The 20,857-nt window shown below is 57.9% G+C and carries 17 protein-coding genes and 2 tRNA genes; 10 read left to right on the top strand and 9 right to left on the bottom strand.

Annotated features, from left to right (window positions below):
• Nucleotides 1-3: 3 nt before the first annotated feature.
• Nucleotides 4-1,461 (bottom strand): cryptochrome/photolyase family protein, encoded by a 1,458-nt coding sequence (locus FBZ99_RS02780; RefSeq protein WP_113352638.1) that lies wholly within the window; start codon nucleotides 1,459-1,461, stop codon nucleotides 4-6.
• A 248-nt stretch (nucleotides 1,462-1,709) separates the two neighbouring features.
• Between FBZ99_RS02780 and FBZ99_RS02775 the strand changes: the two genes are divergently transcribed.
• The gene (locus FBZ99_RS02775) at nucleotides 1,710-2,822 is read left to right on the top strand and encodes a sn-glycerol-3-phosphate import ATP-binding protein UgpC (protein ID WP_113352637.1); all 1,113 of its coding nucleotides are present in this window, start codon (nucleotides 1,710-1,712) and stop codon (nucleotides 2,820-2,822) included.
• Between the two features lie 333 nt (nucleotides 2,823-3,155).
• Here FBZ99_RS02775 and FBZ99_RS02770 read toward each other — a convergent pair whose 3' ends face one another.
• From FBZ99_RS02770 to FBZ99_RS02760, 3 genes are all read right to left on the bottom strand, one after another.
• Nucleotides 3,156-4,070 (bottom strand): ABC transporter permease subunit, encoded by a 915-nt coding sequence (locus FBZ99_RS02770; protein WP_113352636.1) that lies wholly within the window; start codon nucleotides 4,068-4,070, stop codon nucleotides 3,156-3,158.
• 7 nt (nucleotides 4,071-4,077) lie between these two features.
• Entirely contained in the window at nucleotides 4,078-4,962 is an 885-nt protein-coding gene (locus tag FBZ99_RS02765; RefSeq protein WP_113352635.1) for an ABC transporter permease subunit, read from the bottom strand.
• A 98-nt stretch (nucleotides 4,963-5,060) separates the two neighbouring features.
• Entirely contained in the window at nucleotides 5,061-6,413 is a 1,353-nt protein-coding gene (locus FBZ99_RS02760; protein WP_113352634.1) for an extracellular solute-binding protein, read from the bottom strand.
• Between the two features lie 326 nt (nucleotides 6,414-6,739).
• On the opposite strand from FBZ99_RS02760, the gene FBZ99_RS02755 reads away from it, so the two are divergent.
• On the top strand, nucleotides 6,740-7,297 hold the full coding sequence (locus FBZ99_RS02755) for a sugar O-acetyltransferase (RefSeq protein WP_113352633.1): 558 nt from the start codon (nucleotides 6,740-6,742) through the stop codon (nucleotides 7,295-7,297).
• 10 nt (nucleotides 7,298-7,307) lie between these two features.
• Here the strand turns inward: FBZ99_RS02755 and FBZ99_RS02750 are convergent, their stop codons facing one another.
• Nucleotides 7,308-7,619 carry a hypothetical protein gene (locus FBZ99_RS02750; RefSeq protein ID WP_113352688.1) on the bottom strand — a complete coding sequence of 104 codons (312 nt, stop codon included), beginning with the start codon at nucleotides 7,617-7,619 and terminating at the stop codon, nucleotides 7,308-7,310.
• 116 nt (nucleotides 7,620-7,735) lie between these two features.
• Here FBZ99_RS02750 and FBZ99_RS02745 point away from each other — a divergent pair.
• The 3 genes from FBZ99_RS02745 to FBZ99_RS02735 all read left to right on the top strand — a co-directional run bounded on the left by FBZ99_RS02745 (nucleotide 7,736) and on the right by FBZ99_RS02735 (nucleotide 9,011).
• Nucleotides 7,736-7,810 (top strand) — tRNA-Asn (locus FBZ99_RS02745).
• Nucleotides 7,811-8,109: 299 nt separating this feature from the next.
• Nucleotides 8,110-8,514: a DoxX family protein gene (locus FBZ99_RS02740; protein ID WP_113352632.1), complete on the top strand. Its 405-nt coding sequence runs from the start codon at nucleotides 8,110-8,112 to the stop codon at nucleotides 8,512-8,514.
• Between the two features lie 311 nt (nucleotides 8,515-8,825).
• Nucleotides 8,826-9,011: a hypothetical protein gene (locus FBZ99_RS02735; protein ID WP_069611956.1), complete on the top strand. Its 186-nt coding sequence runs from the start codon at nucleotides 8,826-8,828 to the stop codon at nucleotides 9,009-9,011.
• A 198-nt stretch (nucleotides 9,012-9,209) separates the two neighbouring features.
• Here FBZ99_RS02735 and FBZ99_RS33755 read toward each other — a convergent pair whose 3' ends face one another.
• The 3 genes from FBZ99_RS33755 to FBZ99_RS02720 all read right to left on the bottom strand — a co-directional run bounded on the left by FBZ99_RS33755 (nucleotide 9,210) and on the right by FBZ99_RS02720 (nucleotide 11,851).
• Nucleotides 9,210-9,344, bottom strand: a complete 135-nt coding sequence (locus tag FBZ99_RS33755) for a hypothetical protein (protein ID WP_267904003.1) — start codon at nucleotides 9,342-9,344, stop codon at nucleotides 9,210-9,212.
• Nucleotides 9,345-9,714: 370 nt separating this feature from the next.
• Entirely contained in the window at nucleotides 9,715-10,821 is a 1,107-nt protein-coding gene (locus FBZ99_RS02725) for a porin (protein ID WP_069611958.1), read from the bottom strand.
• Between the two features lie 835 nt (nucleotides 10,822-11,656).
• Complete coding sequence (locus FBZ99_RS02720; RefSeq protein ID WP_197044209.1) at nucleotides 11,657-11,851, bottom strand: hypothetical protein; 195 nt, start codon at nucleotides 11,849-11,851, stop codon at nucleotides 11,657-11,659.
• 181 nt (nucleotides 11,852-12,032) lie between these two features.
• On the opposite strand from FBZ99_RS02720, the gene FBZ99_RS02715 reads away from it, so the two are divergent.
• A tRNA-Cys gene (locus tag FBZ99_RS02715) sits at nucleotides 12,033-12,106 on the top strand.
• 887 nt (nucleotides 12,107-12,993) lie between these two features.
• On the opposite strand, the gene FBZ99_RS02710 is transcribed toward FBZ99_RS02715, so the two are convergent.
• Nucleotides 12,994-13,434, bottom strand: a complete 441-nt coding sequence (locus tag FBZ99_RS02710) for a Rap1a/Tai family immunity protein (protein ID WP_113333497.1) — start codon at nucleotides 13,432-13,434, stop codon at nucleotides 12,994-12,996.
• Between the two features lie 450 nt (nucleotides 13,435-13,884).
• Between FBZ99_RS02710 and FBZ99_RS02705 the strand changes: the two genes are divergently transcribed.
• The 4 genes from FBZ99_RS02705 (at nucleotide 13,885) to FBZ99_RS02690 (ending at nucleotide 20,363) form a co-directional block, all read left to right on the top strand.
• Entirely contained in the window at nucleotides 13,885-14,535 is a 651-nt protein-coding gene (locus FBZ99_RS02705) for a protein-L-isoaspartate O-methyltransferase family protein (protein WP_113352630.1), read from the top strand.
• A 258-nt stretch (nucleotides 14,536-14,793) separates the two neighbouring features.
• On the top strand, nucleotides 14,794-15,666 hold the full coding sequence (locus FBZ99_RS02700; protein WP_113352687.1) for a DUF2497 domain-containing protein: 873 nt from the start codon (nucleotides 14,794-14,796) through the stop codon (nucleotides 15,664-15,666).
• A gap of 122 nt (nucleotides 15,667-15,788) precedes the next feature.
• A complete protein-coding gene (locus tag FBZ99_RS02695; protein WP_145631288.1) occupies nucleotides 15,789-18,632 on the top strand; it encodes a valine--tRNA ligase in 2,844 nt (947 codons plus the stop codon).
• A 471-nt stretch (nucleotides 18,633-19,103) separates the two neighbouring features.
• Nucleotides 19,104-20,363, top strand: coding sequence for an OmpP1/FadL family transporter (locus FBZ99_RS02690; RefSeq protein WP_113333494.1), 1,260 nt, complete (start codon nucleotides 19,104-19,106; stop codon nucleotides 20,361-20,363).
• The last annotated feature ends 494 nt before the right edge of the window (nucleotides 20,364-20,857 follow it).

Raw genomic sequence — 20,857 nt, 5'->3', positions numbered from 1 at the left:
CGCCTATCCGCCATCTTTGAGCGATGCATGGGCGGCGAGTGCGCGCTGCCGCGCCATGGCATGATCGACGATCGGCCGAGGATAGTGCTTGCCGAGTTCTATGCCCGCACGCTTGAGCACGTCATCAGGCGCCTCGAACGGCCGATGGATATATTTGCGGTGGAGGGTGGCTAGCTCCGGCACGAAGGTCCTGACATAGCCGCCCTCCGGATCGAATTTCTCGCCCTGCAGCACCGGGTTGAAGATGCGGAAGAACGGCGAGGCATCGGCGCCGGAGCCCGCAACCCACTGCCAGTTTGCCGTATTGGCGGCCGGATCGGCATCAACGAGCGTATCGCGAAACCAGGCTTCCCCGTCACGCCAGTCGATCAGCAGATCCTTGATCAGGAAGGAAGCGGTGATCATGCGGACACGATTATGCATCCAGCCATGGCGCCAAAGCTGCCGCATGCCGGCATCGACGATCGGATAACCGGTTTGCCCGCGCTGCCAGCTTGTGAGCAGCTTGGTATCGGATAGCCAGGGAAAATCATCGTAGCGATCGTTCCAGTTTTCTGTCCTGAGCTTCGGGAAATGAAAGAGCTGATGATAGCAGAATTCGCGCCAGACCAGCTCCTTGCGGAAGCGGACGACGTTATCCTTGGCGATATTGTCGGCCAGTCGGCGCGTCGCATGCCAGATACGGGCAGGCGAAATCTCTCCGAGCGCCAGATGCGGCGAGAGCAGGGAGGTTGCCGGTCTGTCCGGAAAATCGCGGCCGACCGCATAATCATCGATGGCGCCATCGATGAAGTCCTTCACCTTCTCTTGCGCCGCGGCTTCGCCCGGCTTCCACATGTCCGTAAATTCTGATGCCCAGTTCGGCTTGGTGGGCAGCATTGACCAAGAGGCGAGCGTGTCCGATTGCGGCCAGCGGCCGGGTGCGAGGAGCTTTGCCGGCGCTTCTATCGGAAACGGCGGTTCGCCGGATTGCTCGAATGCGCGCCAGAAGGGCGTGTAAGTCTTGTAATGGTCGCCTGCGCCCGTGCGCAGGCGTGTCGGTTCATGCAGCAGCTGGCCGGCAAAGCTGTTGGCCTCGATACCCTTGCTCCGCAACGCCTTCTTGATTTGGGTGTCCACGTCGATCCCGGCCGGGTCGTATCGACGGTTCCAGACGACGGCCTCAGCCTTGGTTTCCTCAATAAGTTTTTCGAGCACCGTCAGCGCATTGCCCTGGCGGAGGATAAGCCTGCTCCCGAGGCCATCGAGGGCGGTTTGCAGGGCGGCGAGCGAATGATGTAGCCACCATTCCTGCGCTCCGCCAAGCGGCCCGCGCTCCGTCACGCCCGGCTCGCGAATATAGACGGGAATTACCGCGCGGCCTGAAGTTGCCGCCGCCTGTAACGCGTGGTTGTCGTCGAGGCGGAGATCCTTGCGAAACCATAGGAGAACGGGGCTCGGCTCTTTTGTCGGTGTCGTCATGGTCCTGGCCGATCGCCCATCCTCTGTTGTGTCTCGCATGTCTTATAAAGGCGAAAACCCTTATACGGTGCCAGCCGTCAAATGGTTCCACTACCGCGCGTTACATAAGCGGATGCCACACGCAACTCTCGTAAGGAAAACTGGATGCCGCTTATGATATAGGAATGCTTGTCACTGTTCTGTAATGCAAATTCGCTAGCAGTCCACCCGATTGACGTGCCGAGAATGGACAGGCGGGGAAGATTAAAATGGCGGAAATCCGCATCGAACAAGTTCGCAAGGCCTATGGACGCAACCCGGTCGTTCATGGCGTCGACCTGAATTTCCGATCGGGCGAATTTGTCGTCATCCTCGGACCTTCCGGCTGTGGCAAGTCCACGCTGCTGCGCATGATCGCCGGCCTTGAGGACATCACCTCGGGCGAGATCATTATTGACGGCAAGGTTGTCAACAAGCTCGAGCCGCGTGAGCGCGGCTGCGCCATGGTCTTCCAGAATTACGCGCTGTATCCGCACATGGATGTCGCCGCCAACATGGGCTATGCGCTCAAGGTTGCCGGCGTGCCGCGCGCAGAGCGTGATCGCCGCATCAAGGAAACCGCCAAGATCGTCGGCCTCGAGGATTTCCTCGCTCGCAAGCCGGCCGAACTCTCCGGCGGTCAGCGCCAGCGCGTCGCCATGGGCCGTGCCATCATCCGCGAGCCGAAGGTCTTTCTCTTCGACGAACCGCTTTCCAATCTCGATGCCAAGCTGCGCGTGCAGATGCGCGTCGAAATCCGCCGGCTGCACAAGCGCCTGTCGGCAACATCGGTCTTCGTGACGCATGATCAGGTCGAAGCCATGACGCTCGCCGACAAGCTCGTCGTCATGTACAAGGGCAATGTCGAGCAGGTCGGCACGCCGCTCGAGGTCTACAACACGCCGCGCACCCGTTTCGTCGGTTCCTTCATCGGCTCTCCGGCCATGAATTTCCTGGAAGGCACCTTCGCGGCCAATGGCGAGCAATTCATCTTCGACGGCATTCCGATCGCCATCGACGCCAACATCGGCAAGCGCCATGCCGGCCAGCCGGTCGCCCTCGGCATCCGGCCGGAACATGCACGCCTCGTTCCTGCCGGCACGCTCGGTGCTATCCCGGCAACGGTCGATTTCGTCGAAGAACTCGGTGCCGGCCGCGTCATCCATTGCGATATCAACGGTTCAAGCTTTGCCGTCGCCGTTGCCGATCATACGACGGGCCAGACCGGTCAGTCGGTAGCGCTGGAACTGCCGCAGCAGCACACGCATCTATTTGCCCAGGATACCGGGCTGCGGCTAGACGCCGTTGCCTCCGTCACGCCGCTCAAGGTGCTGGCGAGCTGATTTCAAACATAAATTTTCAGTAGTTGAGCCCGGAAGTTTTCCCGACTTCCGGGCTTTTTATTTGTGTAGGTCGACGGAGCTTGCCGATGGCAGAGACCGCTCACGAGCGGATATCCCGTGGAATGTCAGCCGGCGGCGATTGCGGGCAATGACACGAAAGCAGGCATTGCAAGGCATCGGACGGGAGCCAAGTCGATGCATCATGGGTTTTGATCTGTTACAAAGAGGAGAGAAGGCTCGGTCTAGCTCGGGATGTTACTGCACGATGCAGATCGATATGCTCTCGTTAAAAAACTGCCGCGCTCACAAATGCCGCGCGGCAGGTTAGCAAGGTCACTTCTCGGTGGCGATCACGCCGCGAACCACCCAACGCTGCATCAGCACGACGATGGCAAGCGGTGGGATCATGACGATCAGCGTACCGGCCATGGCGATATGCCACTCCGGAAGGCCACCGACGTTCGGGATGAGCGATTTGAGCTCGATCACAGCAGTCATATATGCCGGATCTGTTGTGACCAGCAACGGCCACAGATACTGGTTCCAGGCCCATAGGAACATGATAGTGCCGAGCGCGGCCATGTTTGTGCGCGACAACGGTATGAGGACGTCGATGAAGAAACGCAGCGCTCCAGCGCCGTCCATGCGAGCGGCCTCCGTCAGCTCATCCGGTATCGTCAGGAAGAACTGGCGATACAGGAACGTGCCCGTCGCCGTCGCGATCGATGGCAAGATCAGACCAGGGTAGGAGTTGAGCAGGCCGAGATTCAGCGAGACCTCGATGCCTGTGAGTTTTTGAATGAGCCAGGTGACGCCGGTGATGTCGAGAAGCCCTTGAAAGGGCGATAGGACGTTCGCCGCGACTGCGTAGGTCGGCACGATACGCACTTCGAGCGGCAGCATTAGCGTTATGAAGATCAGCCAGAAAATGAAATGGCGGCCCGGATAGCGAAAATAGACCAGCGAAAAGGCGGTGATCGCCGAAATGAACACCTTTCCTATCGCGACACCCCCAGCGAAAATGAAACTGTTCAGCAGCTTGGGGCCGAGATTGGCAGTCGTCCAGGCTGTTTGCATGTTGGCCCAGAAGTCTGAGCCGGGGACCAGTGACATCGGCACTTTGTTGACGTCGGCGAGATTGTGGGACGCGGCGATGGCAACGATGGCCAAGGGCCCCACCGCGACTACGAAGCCGATGAACAGGATCAGGTGCGTGAAGAAATTAAGAATGGGTGTGCGCTCGATCATGTCGGCCTCAACGGTAATGCACGCGCTTCTCGATGAAGCGGAACTGGAAGACGGTAAGCACGATGATCAGCAACATCAGGACAATGCTCTGCGCCGCCGCACCTGAGTAATCGAGGCCTTTGAAGCCGTCGAAAACGATTTTGTAGACCATGAGATTGGTTGAGTTGTGCGGGCCACCGGAGGTCATAATGTCGACCACGCCGTAGGAATCCTGGAAGCTCTCGGTGATGTTGATGACCAGCAAGAAGAAGATCGTCGGTGTGATCAATGGGAGCTGGATATCCCAGAAGCGACGAAGCACGCCCGAGCCGTCCATAGCAGCCGCCTCGATCTGAGAGCGGGGAATGCTCTGGAAGGCTGCGAGGAAGAAGATGAAGCTGTAGCCGATATATTTCCAGGAGAAAGCGGCGATGATCGATGCCATCGCGGCCGTGCCATCGAGGCCCGGGTCCCAGAAGCCTGGCCAATAGTGATTGACGACGGACATGAAGCCTGCTTCGGGCGCCAGGATGAAGCGGAAGGCCATTGCCGACGCGGGAGCTGCGATGCCGTAGGGCCAGATCAGCACCACGCGATAGAATTTTGAGCCTCTCAGCTGCCGGTCGGTCAGAGCCGCGAGTATCAGCGCGGCCCCCATGGAAATAGTGGTACTGATGGCCGCGAAAATGATGCTGATCGTGACTGAGTTCCAATAGTCGGCATTGGCAAGAATGGACTTGAAATTGTCGAGACCGACCCAGATGTTGCCGCCGCCCCAGGGTTGCTGCAGCGTCAGTGACCAGAAGACCGCCTGACCGGCCGGCCAATAGAAAAAGGTGAAGATGAGGAGCAGCTGCGGCACCGCGAATAGAATGCCGACGCTCCATTTGCTGAAAGTTATACGCTTTTCCATTGTCTCTTCCGGCTTGGTATCCCGATGCCACGCTTGCTCTCATAACGAACGTCCGCCGGGGTTCCCGGCGGACGCTGTCTGTCGCGAGCTTGCGCTGCTTACGGCAGCTGCTTGCCCTTGTAGGTGGCTTCGAAGCGGTCGAGGACGGCGTTGCCGTTCTTGACCAGGTTGTCGATGCCTTCTTGGACGCTGACCTTATTGGCGAAGATGGCCTGCATCTGGTTGCCGAATTCGGCGCGGATCTGCGTGAAGTTGCCGAGGCGGACGCCGCGGGTGATCGGGGTCGGCTCGGAAGCGGTCAGGCTGGCGATAGCGACTTCGCGGCCCTTGTATGGAGCCTTGTCATAGAAACCGGAGGACTTCATGAAGTCGAAGCCGGACTTCTTGACCGGGATGTAGCCGGTGTTGGTGGACCAGAACAAAGCGGTTTCGGGCTTGCCGATGAAGTCGAGGAACGCTGCGGCACCCTTGTACTCGTCAGCCGACTTGCCGGAGAGGACCCAGAGCGACGCGCCGCCGACGAGCGAGTTCTTGCGCTCGGTGCCGGCGTAAACCGGGAGCTCGGCGACATCCCAGTTCATGCCGGCCTTCTGCGTCTTGCCGACCGTACCGTGGTCGCCGACCGAGGTCATGATCATCTGGCAATCGCCGGCGGCGAAGGCCTGAACCATGTCCTGGCCGAGGTCCTTGGACTTGATCTTGATGAGGCCCTGGTCGTACCAGCTCTTGAGGTCCGTTACGTATTTGACGAACTTCGTCTTGTTGACGGTCAGGCGGGCGTCGAGGCCGTCATAGCCGTTGTTCTTGGTGGCAACCGGCTGGTCGTGGATGGCAGAGAACTGTTCCATCAGCTGCCAGCTTTCATTGCCGGAGATGTTGATCGCCATCGGGCAATCATAGCCGGCGCCCTTGAGCGCCTTCATATCTTCGGCAGCTTCTTCCCAGGTCTTCGGAGCGGCGGTCTTGCCGATCTTGGCGAAGGCGTCCTTGTTCCAGTAGAGCAGGGCGGTCGAAGAATTGAACGGGAAGGAAAGCAGTTCGCCCTTGGAGGTGGCGTAGTAGCGGGCGATACCCGGGAAATAGTCGTCCCACTTAACCTTGTAGCCGTTTTCGGACATCAGCTTGCTGACCGGGTAGTAGGCGCCCGAAAGCATCATGGTGGCGGTGCCGACGTCATAGACCTGGACGATCGTCGGCTGCTTGTTGGCGCGGAAGGCGGCAATGGTGTTCTGCAGCGCGGCGTCGTAATTGCCTTGGCTGATGCAGGAAACTTCATAATCCTTCTGGGAATCGTTGAAGTTCTTGCAGAGCGTCTGGACGACGCGTTCCAGGTCGCCCGAAAGGCCAAACCAGAAATCGAACTTGGTCGGAGCAGCAGCGGCCGGCATCGCCAAAGCGACGCTCATGACGCCGGCAGTAGCAGCCGAAATGAAGTTTTTAAGTTTCGACATAATCCCTATTTCCTTTTTGAAAGCTCGGAACCGGTGGCCTTGCGCAAGTCCGCGGTAGCGGCGTTATAGACAAGCTGTGTGACAGTTTGTTGTGGGCAAGAATCCCGCATTGACGGGCTTTTTCACACGCGCAGCGGCTTTGCGGAGCAGCGCTTATCGCAGGATCGTGCATTTGAGGTTCTGCTGATCAAAAGGTGTGGGCTGCGCCTGTTCGCCCACAGATTGCTGGTCGGTTGGAAAGACGCGATGGTCCTCCTTGCCTGTGCCCCGAGCCGTGTTGCAAGATCACCGGCAGGACGTTCGGATGGCATTGGAGGAATGAGAATATGGGTCTCAGCGAGCGGCAGAAAATGGCAGCGGGGGAGTGGTACTGCTGTTTCGATCCGGAGCTCGATGCCTTGCGCTGGCAGGCGCGCGAGGCAGTGCATGCACATAACACGATGCCGCCCGCCCAGCGGGGCAATCTTGCGCCGGCTTTGTCTGCGCTCTTTGCCGAGATCGGCGAGAGCGTCTTCATCGAGGCGCCGTTTCATTGCTCCTATGGCATCAATATCTCGCTCGGCCGTCGGGTCTATATGAATGCCGGCTGCACGATCCTCGATAGCGCCAGCGTCCGCATCGGTGACGGCAGCATGCTGGGACCGGGCGTCCATATCTATTGCGCCGAACATCATAGGGATGCCGAATTGCGCGGGGCGGGTCTGGAAGTCGCCCGGCCGGTGAAGATCGGTAGAAGCGTCTGGATCGGCGGCGGCGCGATCCTAGTCGGCGGCGTGTCGGTGGGGGACGGCGCGATCATCGGCGCCGGCGCGGTCGTCACCAGGGATGTTGCCGCTGGCGCGACTGTGGTCGGCAATCCGGCTCGTCCTGTTCGTGCGGGATAAGATAAAAGAGTTAGTTTGCCGGGCGGCGTTTTCGCGTCCACCATACGGCAAAGCGGCGGCGCCAACGGCGCACCATAGGCATATCGTGCGAGAGCACGATGAAGCCCAGCGGCAGCATCCAGAAGCCGAGCACCGGCAGGAAGCCGAGCAGTCCGCCGAAAATGAGGGCTATCCCCACGCCGACGCGGGCAAGACGCGATCGAGGTAGGGGAATTCTCACGGAGCCGAAAACCAGCTCGCGGGTCGAGGGATCAATGCCAAAATGGCGGGTTTTCCGGCCATTCCGATCGGCATTTGCTGTCGTTTCGCTTTGATCGGTCATCCACAGGAAATGGTGGCGCGAGGAAATAATGCAAGAGAATGCATTTTTTTTGAAAAAACCGCTTGGCAAATCGGGAAAGCATTTGTATTACCCCGCTCACACCGCGCCAAGCGCATTCCCTGGTAGCTCAGCGGTAGAGCATTCGACTGTTAATCGACAGGTCGCCGGTTCGAATCCGGCCCGGGGAGCCACTCTTCTTCTACAGAATTGAAGCTGATATCGGAGCAAGCGTGCCCGATTGACTTAATCCTGTGTTCGTAATTCATCAAAGCTGATGAGTGCGGCCAGGCTTATAGCAGCACATTTTTACAGTTTTATTGTGCATGCCCCGCAGCACTGACTTCGGCCGAGGCTCGCCTGGTTCGACAGCGGTATCTTCGTTGACCGGTCTTTCCCATTCATGCCAGATTGCCGCCACCTGTCAGCCAGGCGTCAATGCCGGTGGGGCAATCGGGGATGTGGGCCAAATCTGGCACATTTGGGGGATAAGATGGCCGAGAATGCGAGCTTTCGTGGTGGAGTGGCGGTGGGATGGGTTCTTAGCGTAATTGTGATTCTTGCATTGGTGGCCGATGGGGCGGTTGATCTGTTTGCGCCAGCCTTGATCAGCGCGCAGATGGAGGAGACGGGCTTTCCCGCCAATCTGGCTACGGTGGTGGGTTTGATCATCTTCGTCTGCGTCATTCTTTACGCAATTCCGCGCACGGCAGTCCTTGGAGCGATCCTGACGACCGGGTTCTTCGGCGGTGCAATTTGCGCCCATCTGCGTCTCGGAGAAATCGGGTCGCCTCCACAACTTATAAGTTTATTACTCGGCGTCATGGCGTGGGGTGGTCTTTATCTTCGCGACGAACGTATTCGGCGCCTGCTGCCCCTTCGTTCGGTGGACGACTGAAAATCGAGCGCATGACTCATTCAGGATTTTTGCGGTGCAATAACAATATCTTGCGCTGCACTTTTCTTCCCACGGGATGGTGAATGGTAGCGGGCTAATGAGATCGTGCCAAAATGATGCATTCGTGATTGTCGAGAGCCCGCCAAGGGATCTCTCGGGTGGATATATGTGGTCTTTCTGAAAAAATTAGTTCAAGGTATGGTTGCTCTCGCGAATGTGAGAGCATGTTCATGTGTCGTTAATGCCATGCGGCGCATGAACGTAATGCGCGATCCGCGCAGCATAGTCCCCCAATGCTTTAGAGGTTCGACATGAAAAATCTGATTCTTGCTTCTGCAGTAGCTGTGGCGTCGGTCTTTGCCTTCAGCGTGCCGTCCGAGGCCGCTCCGATGCATCATCATCGTCATCACCACTATCATCATCACTGCCATGTGAAGAAGGTAAAGCGCAAGATTCATGGGCGCTGGGTTGTGCGCCACGTGCGCGTCTGCCGCTGATCGGAAGACTTAAGGGCCGGCGCAGGTTCCTCTTAAACCCATACGGCCGCTGCCGGAGTTCCGGTGGCGGCCGTATCGTTTGCGTTATACCTCGAAGTGACCGGTTGCCTGCGTGTGGCGGCAGTTTGGCAGCCGGCACATCAGCTGCGATGTGCCAACTGCCCGCAGCGCCGGTACGCTAGGGCCGAATCTCGAATATTACGCCGCCATGGCGGCGATGATGATAGCGACGGTCGTCCCGCCATCTGTCATCCCAATGACGGCGGCGATCCCAGCCGCGGTCACCATGCCAGTGACGGCGATCGCGATCGCGCCAGCGGGGACGGTCGTCATCGCCCCATCGGCGCGATCCACGCTCTTGCACAAGGATAATATCAGACGCGCGCGATATGGATGGATTGCTCGGCGGCGCGGCCATTGCGGGCAGGGCGGCGGGTAGCGCCGAGCCTATGGCCAGCGTCACGCTCAAGGCGAGTGAGGCAAGGTGGTGTTTCAAGATTCTAACTCCTGTATTCAGCCATGTCCCTTTCATCGCTAAACGCCAGGGCAGCGACTAGGTTCCCCTTTTCGTTGACTGGAGATCCTTATGACACGCGTATTGATCGCAGGAGGAGCCGCTGATTGCGGGTGTTACAACAAAAAGGGGGCCGGCAGGGAAAGCCGGCCCCCTTCCTTCTCTGATCGGAGGTCAAGTCTGATCAGGTTAGAAGTTGCGTTCGAAGCGCAGGATGCCCGAAACGGTGTCGTCGTGGGCATAGTCATAGTGAACGTAGGTCAGTTCCGGCTCGACCAGGAGGTTCTTGACCGGGTTGAACTTCAGGTTCGTGGTTGCTTCGAAGATCTTCGAGTCGCTATAGGCGAGCTGGAGGTTCCACTTCAGCTTGTCGTTGAACGGAACGCCAACGCCGCCCCAGACAGCCCAGTCACCCCAGCCGCACTTCGATGCATTGACGGTACCGTTCGGTGCCGTGCAAGCGGAGACGTCCTGGTTGGTGCCTGCGTACTTGTTGAGCTTGTCGCCGTCGGTGTTCCAACCGCCCATCAAGAAGGCCGTGAATGCGCCGAAGTCAGCGTCAACACGAGCCTTGATGGCGCCTTCTTCGACGATCGAGTCGTAACCGCCGACGACCTTGAAGCCCCATGCGCCAGACTTGAAGCCGGCACCGGCGACGACGTCAGGAGCGTAGTGGTTCGTCTTGTCGTCCGTCCACCAGCTTGCACCGTAGGATGCCGAGCCGGTCGTGGCGGAGTTGGAATCTTCGAGCGAGATCACAGCCGAGAAGCCGTTGCCGGCATCATATTCATAGGTCAGCTGGTTGAGTTCGTACGGACCGTCATAGATCACGTCGTCGTTGATGACGTCGCCGGCGTAACCGATGTACAGGTTGTACTGCGAGTCCTTCTTACCAACGGTGAAGCCGCCGAGGCTGATGTAGGACCACAGCAGGTTGGTGGATGTGGAGCCGCCGTCGTTCCAGTCCCAACGAACGATGGTTTCGGTCTTCAGCGGACCGTACTCGGTGTCGGTCGCGGTGTCGACGTTCAACTCAGCACGGGTGTGCCAGAGTGTGCCCTGATGGCTGTCGCGGTTGTAAGCGTTGTACCATTCACCTTCCGTACGAACCTTGCCGCCGATCTTGAGGCAGGTTTCGGTGCCCGGGATGAAGAAGTAGCCAGCGCCGTATGCGTCGCAGATACGGACGTATTCCAGCGGCTCGGGCTCAGCTGCTACGATAGCGTCAGCAGCGTGAGCACCGGATACTGCTGCCAAAGCAGCAGCGGAGCCGAGAAGAAGGCTCTTGATGTTCATAATAACTCCAATCTTTCTTGATTGGGCATGAGATATCGCGCCGAGAAACGACGTGCCCAACCCCATCCCGTTCATGTTCCCTATCAGTAGGTGCGAAGTAATAAGCTTCGCGAACTATTTCCTGAACCTGCTTCAGTGATTTGGCAAGATACTAAGGGGACGGAACTATATGTGCACTACTCGAAAACCGGCGTTGTTGCAAAAATGACGCAATTCACGGGGCGTCTGATCCCAGCCTGTTTGCCATCTCGTTTGGATGGCTTGTCTTCTATAAGTCCAGAAAGCGTTTACGTCTCCGGCTGTTAAGGCGATACGCGCGCTGATTTGGGGCGGGCGAGGGCAGGAAGCCGCCGCCATATGATTATGGGCACTCCTGAGACCGGGCGCAGCCGATTGCCCCTCAATCCGGATGGCCGCCCGAGTCGCGGTTCTTCTGAGTCGCAACTATTGAAACGATTCCCGGCAACGAAACCCGTGGTGGCGCACGCGCATCACTCTATAAAAGAGAAGGTGAGAGACCGTCTGGAATCGCGCTTGGTTGCGATGCGGTTGATGGGCGCTTGGCCATGGTGCGTCCGACGACATTACTGGGGGCGTAGTCTCGTCGGACGCGGCACTGTCCGGTCCGTGGGTGGCTTACAAACCGGTAGTACGAATGCTAACAGCCACCACAGGTTTCCATAACCTACCTGAATGGGCTGGCAGCTCCAGGCGCCCGATAGGATGGCTGCGTCGCGATCCAGCAATGAATTTTCGCCCTCAGTTTCCATCGGTTCGCCAAAATCCAAGATGGTCGCCACAGCATCTGAAATGAAGCGTCATCGGCAGCAGCGCCTCATGGCGCGGTCGGTCTTTGCCATCGCAAATGAAGGATCGGGTAGGGGCGGCCCTGATCGTCGACATCGGCGCGCCCCGTCCCCTTGAATCCGAGCCGCTCGTAAAAGCCGACAGCGCCCGCATTCTGCTCGTTTACGTCGACGGTGACGACATCTTTTCCAGCATGAAAGCCGTTCGGCCGATATTGGCACATCTGCGACGCTCCTGCCGTCTTGGGCGCAATGCATTTCATCACCCGCATTGAAGGCTTACACACGAGCAGCGGGCAATTCTCTCTTCAGAGTGAAAAAAGGACAGAATTCAGAATAAGCCTCTTGCGGTTTTCTTTGGATCATTCTAAATCCGCGCCACCACAACGCAAATTGCTTTCGGATGGCCTCGTGGCGGAGTGGTTACGCAGAGGACTGCAAATCCTTGCACCCCGGTTCGATTCCGGGCGAGGCCTCCAATTTCCCTTAATCAACAATAAGCAATTGATTTTTCTGCGGAATTTCAGCGCGATTTGGGCCTGAAGCATTCAGCTATACCGAAGTTAAATGTGGCAATCCGTTCTATGTTCGGTTTTCTGTCTCATTGGCTGCCAGCAATGATCTGGTGCCTATTCCATTTGCTCCGATCACGGGTAGTCCGGCATCTGCCTGCCCAGTGTGCAGGACGGCGGTGGCGCGTTCGATCTTTCGAAATTCTCTATTGAGCAAACATCATAAGCGACACGATACCGAGCAGTGCCAAAGCACCGAAGATTGGCAGCAGTCGAATCATAATTAGGCGAGCAAGCTTCCTGCGCTCGACCGGTGTCAGCGCAAGCCACTGCGACTTCGGTAACGACATTGATACTCCCTATCCCCGTCACAGCGTCGCATTCGAAACTGAAATGACGCTTAAGGTACTGAGGAGTTGCGGGAGTTGAGGATGGCGGGTGTCGGCGTTTCAGCTTCGGGCATCGCCCAAGTGACAAATGCAATCGAACGCCGATCCGGTTCGGTGCTGAAAGTGCGAAGCAAATGAATAGAGAATTCGTGCTTCCACAAAAGCAAAAGCGGTCCAGTCTAGGGAAAAAACTGGGCCGCCTTTCGCTGGACTAGAGGTCAATCAAATTCAGCGTCCTAATTATAAGTCGTACTTAGTAATTGTCAACGCAAATGCGATGTGACGTCTTCGCGCATCAAGCCTCGCGATCTGCGGCCTGACTGAGATCTTCGCTTGAGCTACCGGTTCCGTTGCGTATTTGGTCCGCGGACGGGCAGGGGCGTGGTCGCTTCGGATGATTCTCAATCCTCAGCGAAAGTTTTAGCTGTCTCGTGTCGGTTCTTAGCCACCATTGCGGAAGAACGACTATTCCTCAAGGCAAGGAAAGGCGAATTTGTAGGCGCGTGCGATCAACGAGCTTGCAGGTCGCTCGAGCTGCCAGGAGTGCTCCGCCATCCATTTGCAGGCTATTGTCGTCGCCTTTGTATTGCTGAGCTCGGGCGGCAGACAGAAAGCGCCGACGAACTGTTGAAGGTAGCGCTCATAGCGCGATGAGTTTTTCGGAGTCTGCTTCGTGGCTCGGATTGTCAGGCTCTTCGTCCGCTGGGCCTCGTCGAGAATGCCCTGGATATAGACAGACGCAAGCGTTCGGTCCTCTTCGCACCATTCGTCGAGCTGTTTTCCGGTAACGACATGTCCGATGATCGGGGCTGTCTCTTTCGGCTCATCCTCGCTTGACGTTTCCTCGCTCAACGCGACCTGGGGTAAGAGAAGGAGAAGCGCGGCAGCGAAGAGCGAAAGCCTCATTCGGAAAACCTACATCATCGAGGAAAGGCTCGCGGCCAGAAAAACCACCAGCGGCAGCGACGTTACGACGAAAAGAACGAGAGAAACAGGCATCCCAGCCACCTTCTATTCAAATTTAATGTTTGGGCCGAATAGCTTCGGGCCGGAAGGTCGATTGGTCACCCACCCGGGCGGGTCCAATGTCCTGAAGCGTGGTCGTGTGAAGTTAACATTTTGCTAACGGGCGTTCCGGTCTGGGACATGGCGGATTAGCAATCCTTGCAGAATCCCGAGTATCAAAAGGCGCTGGCTCGAATTTAAGGGGTCGATTGTTGTTCGTCGGCGACGCCTCACCATGAATCTCGGCGCCTGTTGCGGCAATGCCTTGAAAGCGCAGCGTCAGGCGATTAAGACACGCGTAACAGAAAGTAGAGCCAGCCCGTTCGGGCACCAAGGGCGCAAGAGGATAAGATGGATTTCGAAGCAGCGCGCGTGAAGATGGTCGAGAACCAGATCCGGACGACGGATGTCACCTCCCATTCCGTGTTGAATGCATTTTTCGCCGTACCGCGCGAAAACTTCGTACCGGAGAAGTCGAAGCTCCTGGCGTATGTCGATTGCGATATCGAGGTCGCTCCCGGGCGCTTCCTCATGGAAGCCTCGCCACTTGCAAAGCTGCTGCAGCTCGGCGCGATCACCAAGGACGACAAGGTTCTCGATGTCGGCTGTGGCACGGGTTACGTGTCGGCCGTCCTCTCGCTTCTCGCCGGCAAGGTTATCGCGCTTGAATCCAACGAGGAGCTCGCAGCTCAGGCGAAGACCAATCTTGCCGCGCTTGGCTATGACAATGTAACCGTTGTTGGCGGTGACCTTGAAAAGGGGCATGCCGCCGATGCACCCTACGATGTGATTTTCCTCAACGGCTCGATCGAGCAGTTGCCGCAGGGCCTGCTTGACCAGCTCGGCGAAGACGGCCGCCTGATCACGGTCATCGGCTATGGTCATGCCGCCCGAGCCACCGTTTTCATGCGCGAGCGCGGTGCCTTCTCGGAAAACGTCTTCTTCAACGCCTCGATCAAGCCGCTTCCGGGCTTTGCCAAGGCCAAGGAATTCGTCTTCTGATTTTCTGGACGAGCTATTTTTGAGCTTGCGACGGGCGCCTTTTGGCGCCTGTTTTTTATTGTCGCCGCCTGTGGCAGAATCGTGCTTAGCAAAGCGATTCGTCGTGATCGTAACAAAACTGTGCATCACCGGGTTTAGTGCTTTTCAGGTGATTTTTTTCCCGAAGGCAGTCATCTAGGGTGGCCCTGATTCGGGTGCCGCCTGGCGAGTTTGTGGTGCGGGTTTCCGGTCGCTGAATATGGGAAAACGGGGATGAATATGGCTCAGCCAAATGTAGTGCGTGAACCGTCCATGGAAGAGATTCTGGCGTCGATCCGCAGGATCATCGAAAGCAACGAACCCGTAGGCGCCAAGCCGGTTCCCTCAACGCATTTCGCCGGCACCGGCATGCGTGATGACGATATTCAATTGACTGTGGATGAAGAGTTCGCTGCCGCCGATCGGGCGCGCGCAGCGGAACAGGATCCTCGTTTCGTTGCGGCAAACTCCCAGGTGCCGGTTGCAGAGCCGGAAGCTGGCGGCCGCGGTCTGTCGCTGGCCGATGTTGCCGCGCGTGTGCGTGCTGCTTCCGAGCGTAATACCGCCGCATTGCTGAATGCGGGGCGTGAGCCGCCACAGCCGCGCGAGCTGCCGCCCGCCATGGCTGCGCGCCTTGCCGAGGTGCACGTCGAGCCGATCGCCGACACCCCCCTGAGACAGGCCATTGCGGATGTTGCCGCGCCGGTCGCTCCGCCTGTTATGCCGGCGGTGGCCGAGGTTGAACCTGAGATGGAAGCGCAGAGGCCGACGGCTGCCTCTGCGGTGCCTCAGGTCGCAGCATCCGCCGAGACACCGATTTTTGAGGCGTCAGAACTAACCATTGCGGTGCAAGCGGAGGCTGCATCCTCGCCATCGGCCCAGGCCGTATCCGCATCGCCGCTGATGTCGGAAGCCGCCGGCGCACAGGTTTCCCGCTCGTTTGAAGAGCTGGCTGCCATCGTCGATGGCGGCCCGCGCCGTTCTCTCGATGAACTGGCGCAAGAGATGCTCCGACCCATGCTTCAGGAATGGCTCGACGACAACTTGCCGACCCTTGTGGAACGTCTCGTGCGTGAAGAAATCGAACGAGTGGCCCGCGGTCCGCGCCGCTGACAAGCCTGAGCTTCGGGTAGCTGATCCGCCGCTCCGGGCTCCGGGGCGGCTTTTTTATTGACTTGCCCACGGCCATCCTATTTACAACCCGCATCACCCAGTCCTCTAGATCCGGTCATAAAATGCTCGACAAAACATATGATTCCGCCACCGTCGAACCGAAGATCGCCCAAAAATGGGATGAGGCCGACGCCTTTCGCGCCGGTGCGAACGCCAAGCCGGGCGCGGAAACCTTCACCATTGTTATCCCGCCGCCGAACGTGACCGGTTCGCTGCACATGGGTCATGCGCTGAACAACACGCTGCAGGACATCATGGTGCGGTTCGAGCGCATGCGCGGCAAGGATGTTCTCTGGCAGCCGGGCATGGACCATGCAGGCATCGCCACGCAGATGGTCGTCGAGCGTCGTCTCGCCGAGCGCCAGCAGCCGGATCGCCGCAAGATGGGCCGCGAAGCCTTCATCGAGAAGATCTGGGAATGGAAGGCCGAATCGGGCGGTTTGATCTTCAACCAGCTGAAGCGCCTCGGCGCGTCCTGCGACTGGTCGCGCGAACGCTTCACCATGGACGAGGGCCTGTCCAAGGCCGTTCTCGAAGTCTTCGTCACGCTCTACAAGGAAGGCCTGATCTACAAGGACAAGCGCCTCGTCAACTGGGACCCGAAGCTCTTGACGGCGATCTCCGATATGGAGGTCGAGCAGCATGAGGTGAAGGGCAATCTCTGGCACTTGCGCTATCCGCTGGAGCCCGGCGTTACCTATCAATATCCGATCGCCTTCGACGAGGAAGGCAAGCCGACCGAATTCGAAACGCGCGATTATATCGTCGTTGCGACGACGCGTCCGGAAACGATGCTCGGCGATACTGGCATCGCGGTCAATCCGGAAGACGAGCGTTATCGGAGTATTGTCGGCAAGCATGTCATCCTGCCGATCGTTGGCCGCAGGGTCCCGATCGTCGCCGATTCCTATGCCGATCCGACTGCCGGCACTGGCGCGGTAAAGATCACGCCGGCGCATGATTTCAACGACTTCGAAGTCGGCAAGCGCGCCGGACTGCGTGCCATCAACGTCATGGACGTCGATGCCTCGATCACCATCAAGGATAACGAGGACTTCCTCCAGGATCTCGATCATCCGGCAGCGCTGCATGGCGCCTGGGACGAGCTGGAAGGCAAGGACCGCTTCGAGGCTCGCAAGATCATCGTTCGTATCTTCGAAGAGGCGGGCCTGCTCGACAAGATCGAGCCGCATACGCATGCCGTGCCGCATGGCGATCGTGGCGGGGTGCCGATCGAGCCGCGCCTGACGGAACAGTGGTTCGTCGACAACAAGACGTTGGGGCAGCCCGCGCTGGAATCCGTTCGCGAGGGCAGAACCAAGTTCGTGCCCAGGAATTGGGAGAATACCTATTTCAACTGGCTCGAAAATATCGAGCCGTGGTGCATTTCCCGTCAACTCTGGTGGGGTCACCAGATTCCGGCATGGTATGGCCCGGACGGGCAGGTCTTTGTCGAAAAATCCGAGGAAGAAGCGCTGCAGGCCGCGATCCAGCACTATCTCTCGCATGAAGGGCCGATGAAGGCTTATGTCGAGGACCTGCTGGAGAATTTCAAGCCCGACGAAATTCTGACGCGCGATGAAGATGTGCTCGACACCTGGTTCTCGTCCGCACTCTGGCCGTTCTCCACGCTCGGCTGGCCGGACGAGACGCCGGAACTGGCGCGCTACTATCCAACGAACCTCCTTGTGACCGGCTTCGACATCATTCCGTTCTGGGTCGTTCGCATGATGCAGATGGGCCTGCATTTCATGAAGGATGAGAACGGCAATCCCGTCGAGCCGTTCAGCACGGTCTATATTCATGCTCTCGTTCGCGACAAGAACGGGCAGAAGATGTCGAAGTCCAAGGGCAACGTCATCGATCCGCTGGAACTGATCGATCAGTACGGTGCCGATTCGCTGCGTTTCACGCTGGCGATCATGGCCGCGCAGGGTCGAGACGTGAAGCTCGATCCGGCCCGCATCGCCGGTTACCGCAACTTCGGCACCAAGCTCTGGAACGCCACGCGCTTTGCCGAAATGAACGGTGCAAAGAGCGATCCGCATTTCGTGCCCGAAGCGGCCGAGCTCACCGTAAACCGCTGGATCCTGACAGAGCTGGCGCGTGCGGAGCGTGACGTTACCGAAGCGCTGGAAAGCTTCCGCTTCAATGATGCCGCAGGCGCTCTCTATCGTTTCATCTGGAATCAGTTCTGTGACTGGTACCTTGAGCTCTTGAAGCCGATCTTCAATGGCGAAGACGAGAATGCCAAGGCGGAGGCTCAGTCCTGCGCTGCCTATGTTCTCGAAGAGACCTACAAGCTTTTGCACCCGTTCATGCCCTTCATGACCGAGGAGCTCTGGGCGCACACGGCAGGCGAGGGGCAGGAGCGTGAGGGCCTGATCTGCCATGCGGATTGGCCGGCACCGTCCTATGCCGACAATGTCGCCGCCGATGAAATCAATTGGCTGATCGATCTCGTTTCCGGCATTCGCTCCGTTCGTTCGGAAATGAACGTGCCGCCGGCCGCGACGGCGCCATTGGTTGTTGTCGATGCCAATAGCCTGACGCGCGAGCGCCTCTTCCGTCACGATGCCGCCATCAAGCGGCTGGCGCGCGTGGAAGCGGTTTCGCTTGCCGATACCGCACCGAAGGGTGCCGCTCAGATCGTCGTCGGCGAGGCGACGATCTGCCTGCCGCTTGGCAGCCTCATCGATCTCTCCGCCGAGAAAGCGCGCCTCGAAAAGGCGATTGCCAAGAACGATCAGGAAATTGCCCGCATTGCCGGCAAGCTTTCGAACGAGAAGTTCGTTGCCAATGCCAATCCGGACGTCGTGGCCGCCGAGCGCGAGCGCCTCGGTGAGCTCGAGGGGCAGCAGTCCAGCCTCAAGGTGGCGCTGGCCCGCGTCAGCGAGGCCGGCTAGGACACGCGTGCGATCGAAGGTGAAAAGCACAAGAAGCGAAACTGAGGAATCGCGATTCGCTTAAGGAAGTAGAGATCTGGGATCGAAAAAGGCACGCGGTGTTCGCCGCGTGCCTTTTTGTTTATTTCTCTCGAATCGATAGGATTGACGGGATCTAACACCCTGGATCCGCCGTCAGTTTCGCACAGGCGAAACAGATTACCCCTAAAGTTGCTGGACACGCTCGAAAAGCAAAACTGTTGTCATATTGTAACAGAATTGTTGCCGTGAAGAATGAGATTCTATTAGGGGCTAAAAATGCTATTTCGAAAGAAAAAATTACCTACACCGATGGATTTTCAGAGGCGGCGTTCGTTTTCTTACGTAAATCAATCACTCTCTTACATGGCCAGTGCTCTTGTGGGCCACATTGCCAATTCACGCGATCGTCGCAACAATCAAACCACTGAATGCACATGTGGGGGAGATACAATGGCATTTTCTGTTGCGTTGAGGAGCGCAGTCACACTCGTTATCAGCTCGTCTTTCGCGACCGCTGCTTTTGCGGGCGGCCTTGATCGTGGCGGCTATGATATTGATTTGCTTTTCGACAAAGGCCGTTATGTATTCGAGTCAGGCGTTACTTACGTCATGCCCGACCGTAAACTGAAGAACGCCAAGGACATCAACCCGGCTGACGGCAACCTCAACAACCGTAGCCGTTCGACGGATGCGTCGGAAAATTACGCCATTCCCTATGCCGCTTTCAAGATCGGCATCACCGATGATCTCGACTGCATGGCCGACTATTCGCAGCCTTTCGGCGGCCATCTCAACGAAGGTTCAAATTGGGCCGGCGCCAATAACGAAACCGAAGTCAAGGTTCGCACGAACAACTATTCGGCCACCTGCTCGTACAAGTTCGATGCGGGTCCGGGTCAGCTGCGTCTGATCGGCGGCGGTTTCTATCAGGAAGTCAGCGGCTACAAGTCGCGCCTCGTCTACGCCACTCCGGCTCCGATTTCAGCCATTTACAACGGCATGGGTTCGCTTGACATCGACGGTCACGGCTGGGGCTGGCGCGCGGGTATCGCCTACGAAATTCCGGAATATGCCTTCCGCACGAGCCTCGTCTACAACAGCCGGGTCAAATACGACAACCTGAAGGGCAGCGTCGACCTGACCGAAGTACCGCCACCTGTTGTCCCCGGCTTCGGTGGCAAGGTAACGTCTGTTTTCGGCTCGGCCGATGCTCCCGACTCCCTGGAATGGAAGGTACAGACCGGCATCGCGCCTGATTGGCTGGCCTTCGGATCGGTTAAATGGACCAACTGGAGTATCCTTCAGAGCATAGCGCTCTGCCCGAGCTCCACGCGCAGCATATCCTGCAGAGCCAATGGCCCCACAGAGCTTACCTCGCTTGATCTGCTGTACAGGGACGGCTGGACGATCACCGGCGGTGTCGGGCACAAGTTCAATGACAAGTGGAGCGGCGCCGTCAGCCTGACCTGGGATCGCGGTACAAGCGATGGCTATGGCATGAACTCCGATACATGGACCCTCGGCGCGGGCGTGGCCTATAAGGCGACAGAGCATGTTCAGTTCAATTTCGGCGGCGCTCTCGGCCTCATGACATCAGGCAAATCCGGACCGGTCACGCGCGGCGGTGTCGTCTACGGCAATGATGCGACCTATAGCTTCGGCAATGACTTGGTCGCCGCTCTTCAGACATCGGTGAAAGTCAGCTTCTGACGATAAGCCATTGAATTGAAGGAGCTAGTTGACTGATCCTTCACTCTATCATCAACGTCGCGAGCTTTTCCGAGCCTCGCGACGTTTCTTTGTCTGATCGGCAAAAGGCGGAACGCAAACCGCCCCTTTTGCCTGATTTATGGTTAAAGAAATCTCAAGTTCGATAAAATCTTTGTGACGAATTAGCAACACTCTATTTCAAGACATTGCAGCCACGTGATCAGATTACAATTTGTCCATTTCCCGCCACAAATGGGGAGCAGCGATTACGTGGGCACAGGGGCAAGCTTGTAGAAAGTGCGTAAGCGGTCGATGGGTGAACTTCCACTTTGGCATAAGCAACAATTCGGGATCGGAGCTGCGATGCTTCCGACGCAGCCGAAAACGCGTTGTCTGCCAAGGGAAGTCGTCAGCCGGCCGATCTTTGGGCTCCATCATCGGAAGGCGAACGAAGGTGCTGCTTCGATGGTGGGATGCGATAGCGGCCGCGCAAA

The organism is Rhizobium sp. ERR 1071 (assembly GCF_007828675.1).
In the GTDB taxonomy this organism is placed as follows: Bacteria; Pseudomonadota; Alphaproteobacteria; order Rhizobiales; family Rhizobiaceae; genus Rhizobium; species Rhizobium dioscoreae.
Note: the sequence above shows the minus strand (reverse complement) of the source record. Positions and strands in the feature narration are given on the sequence as shown.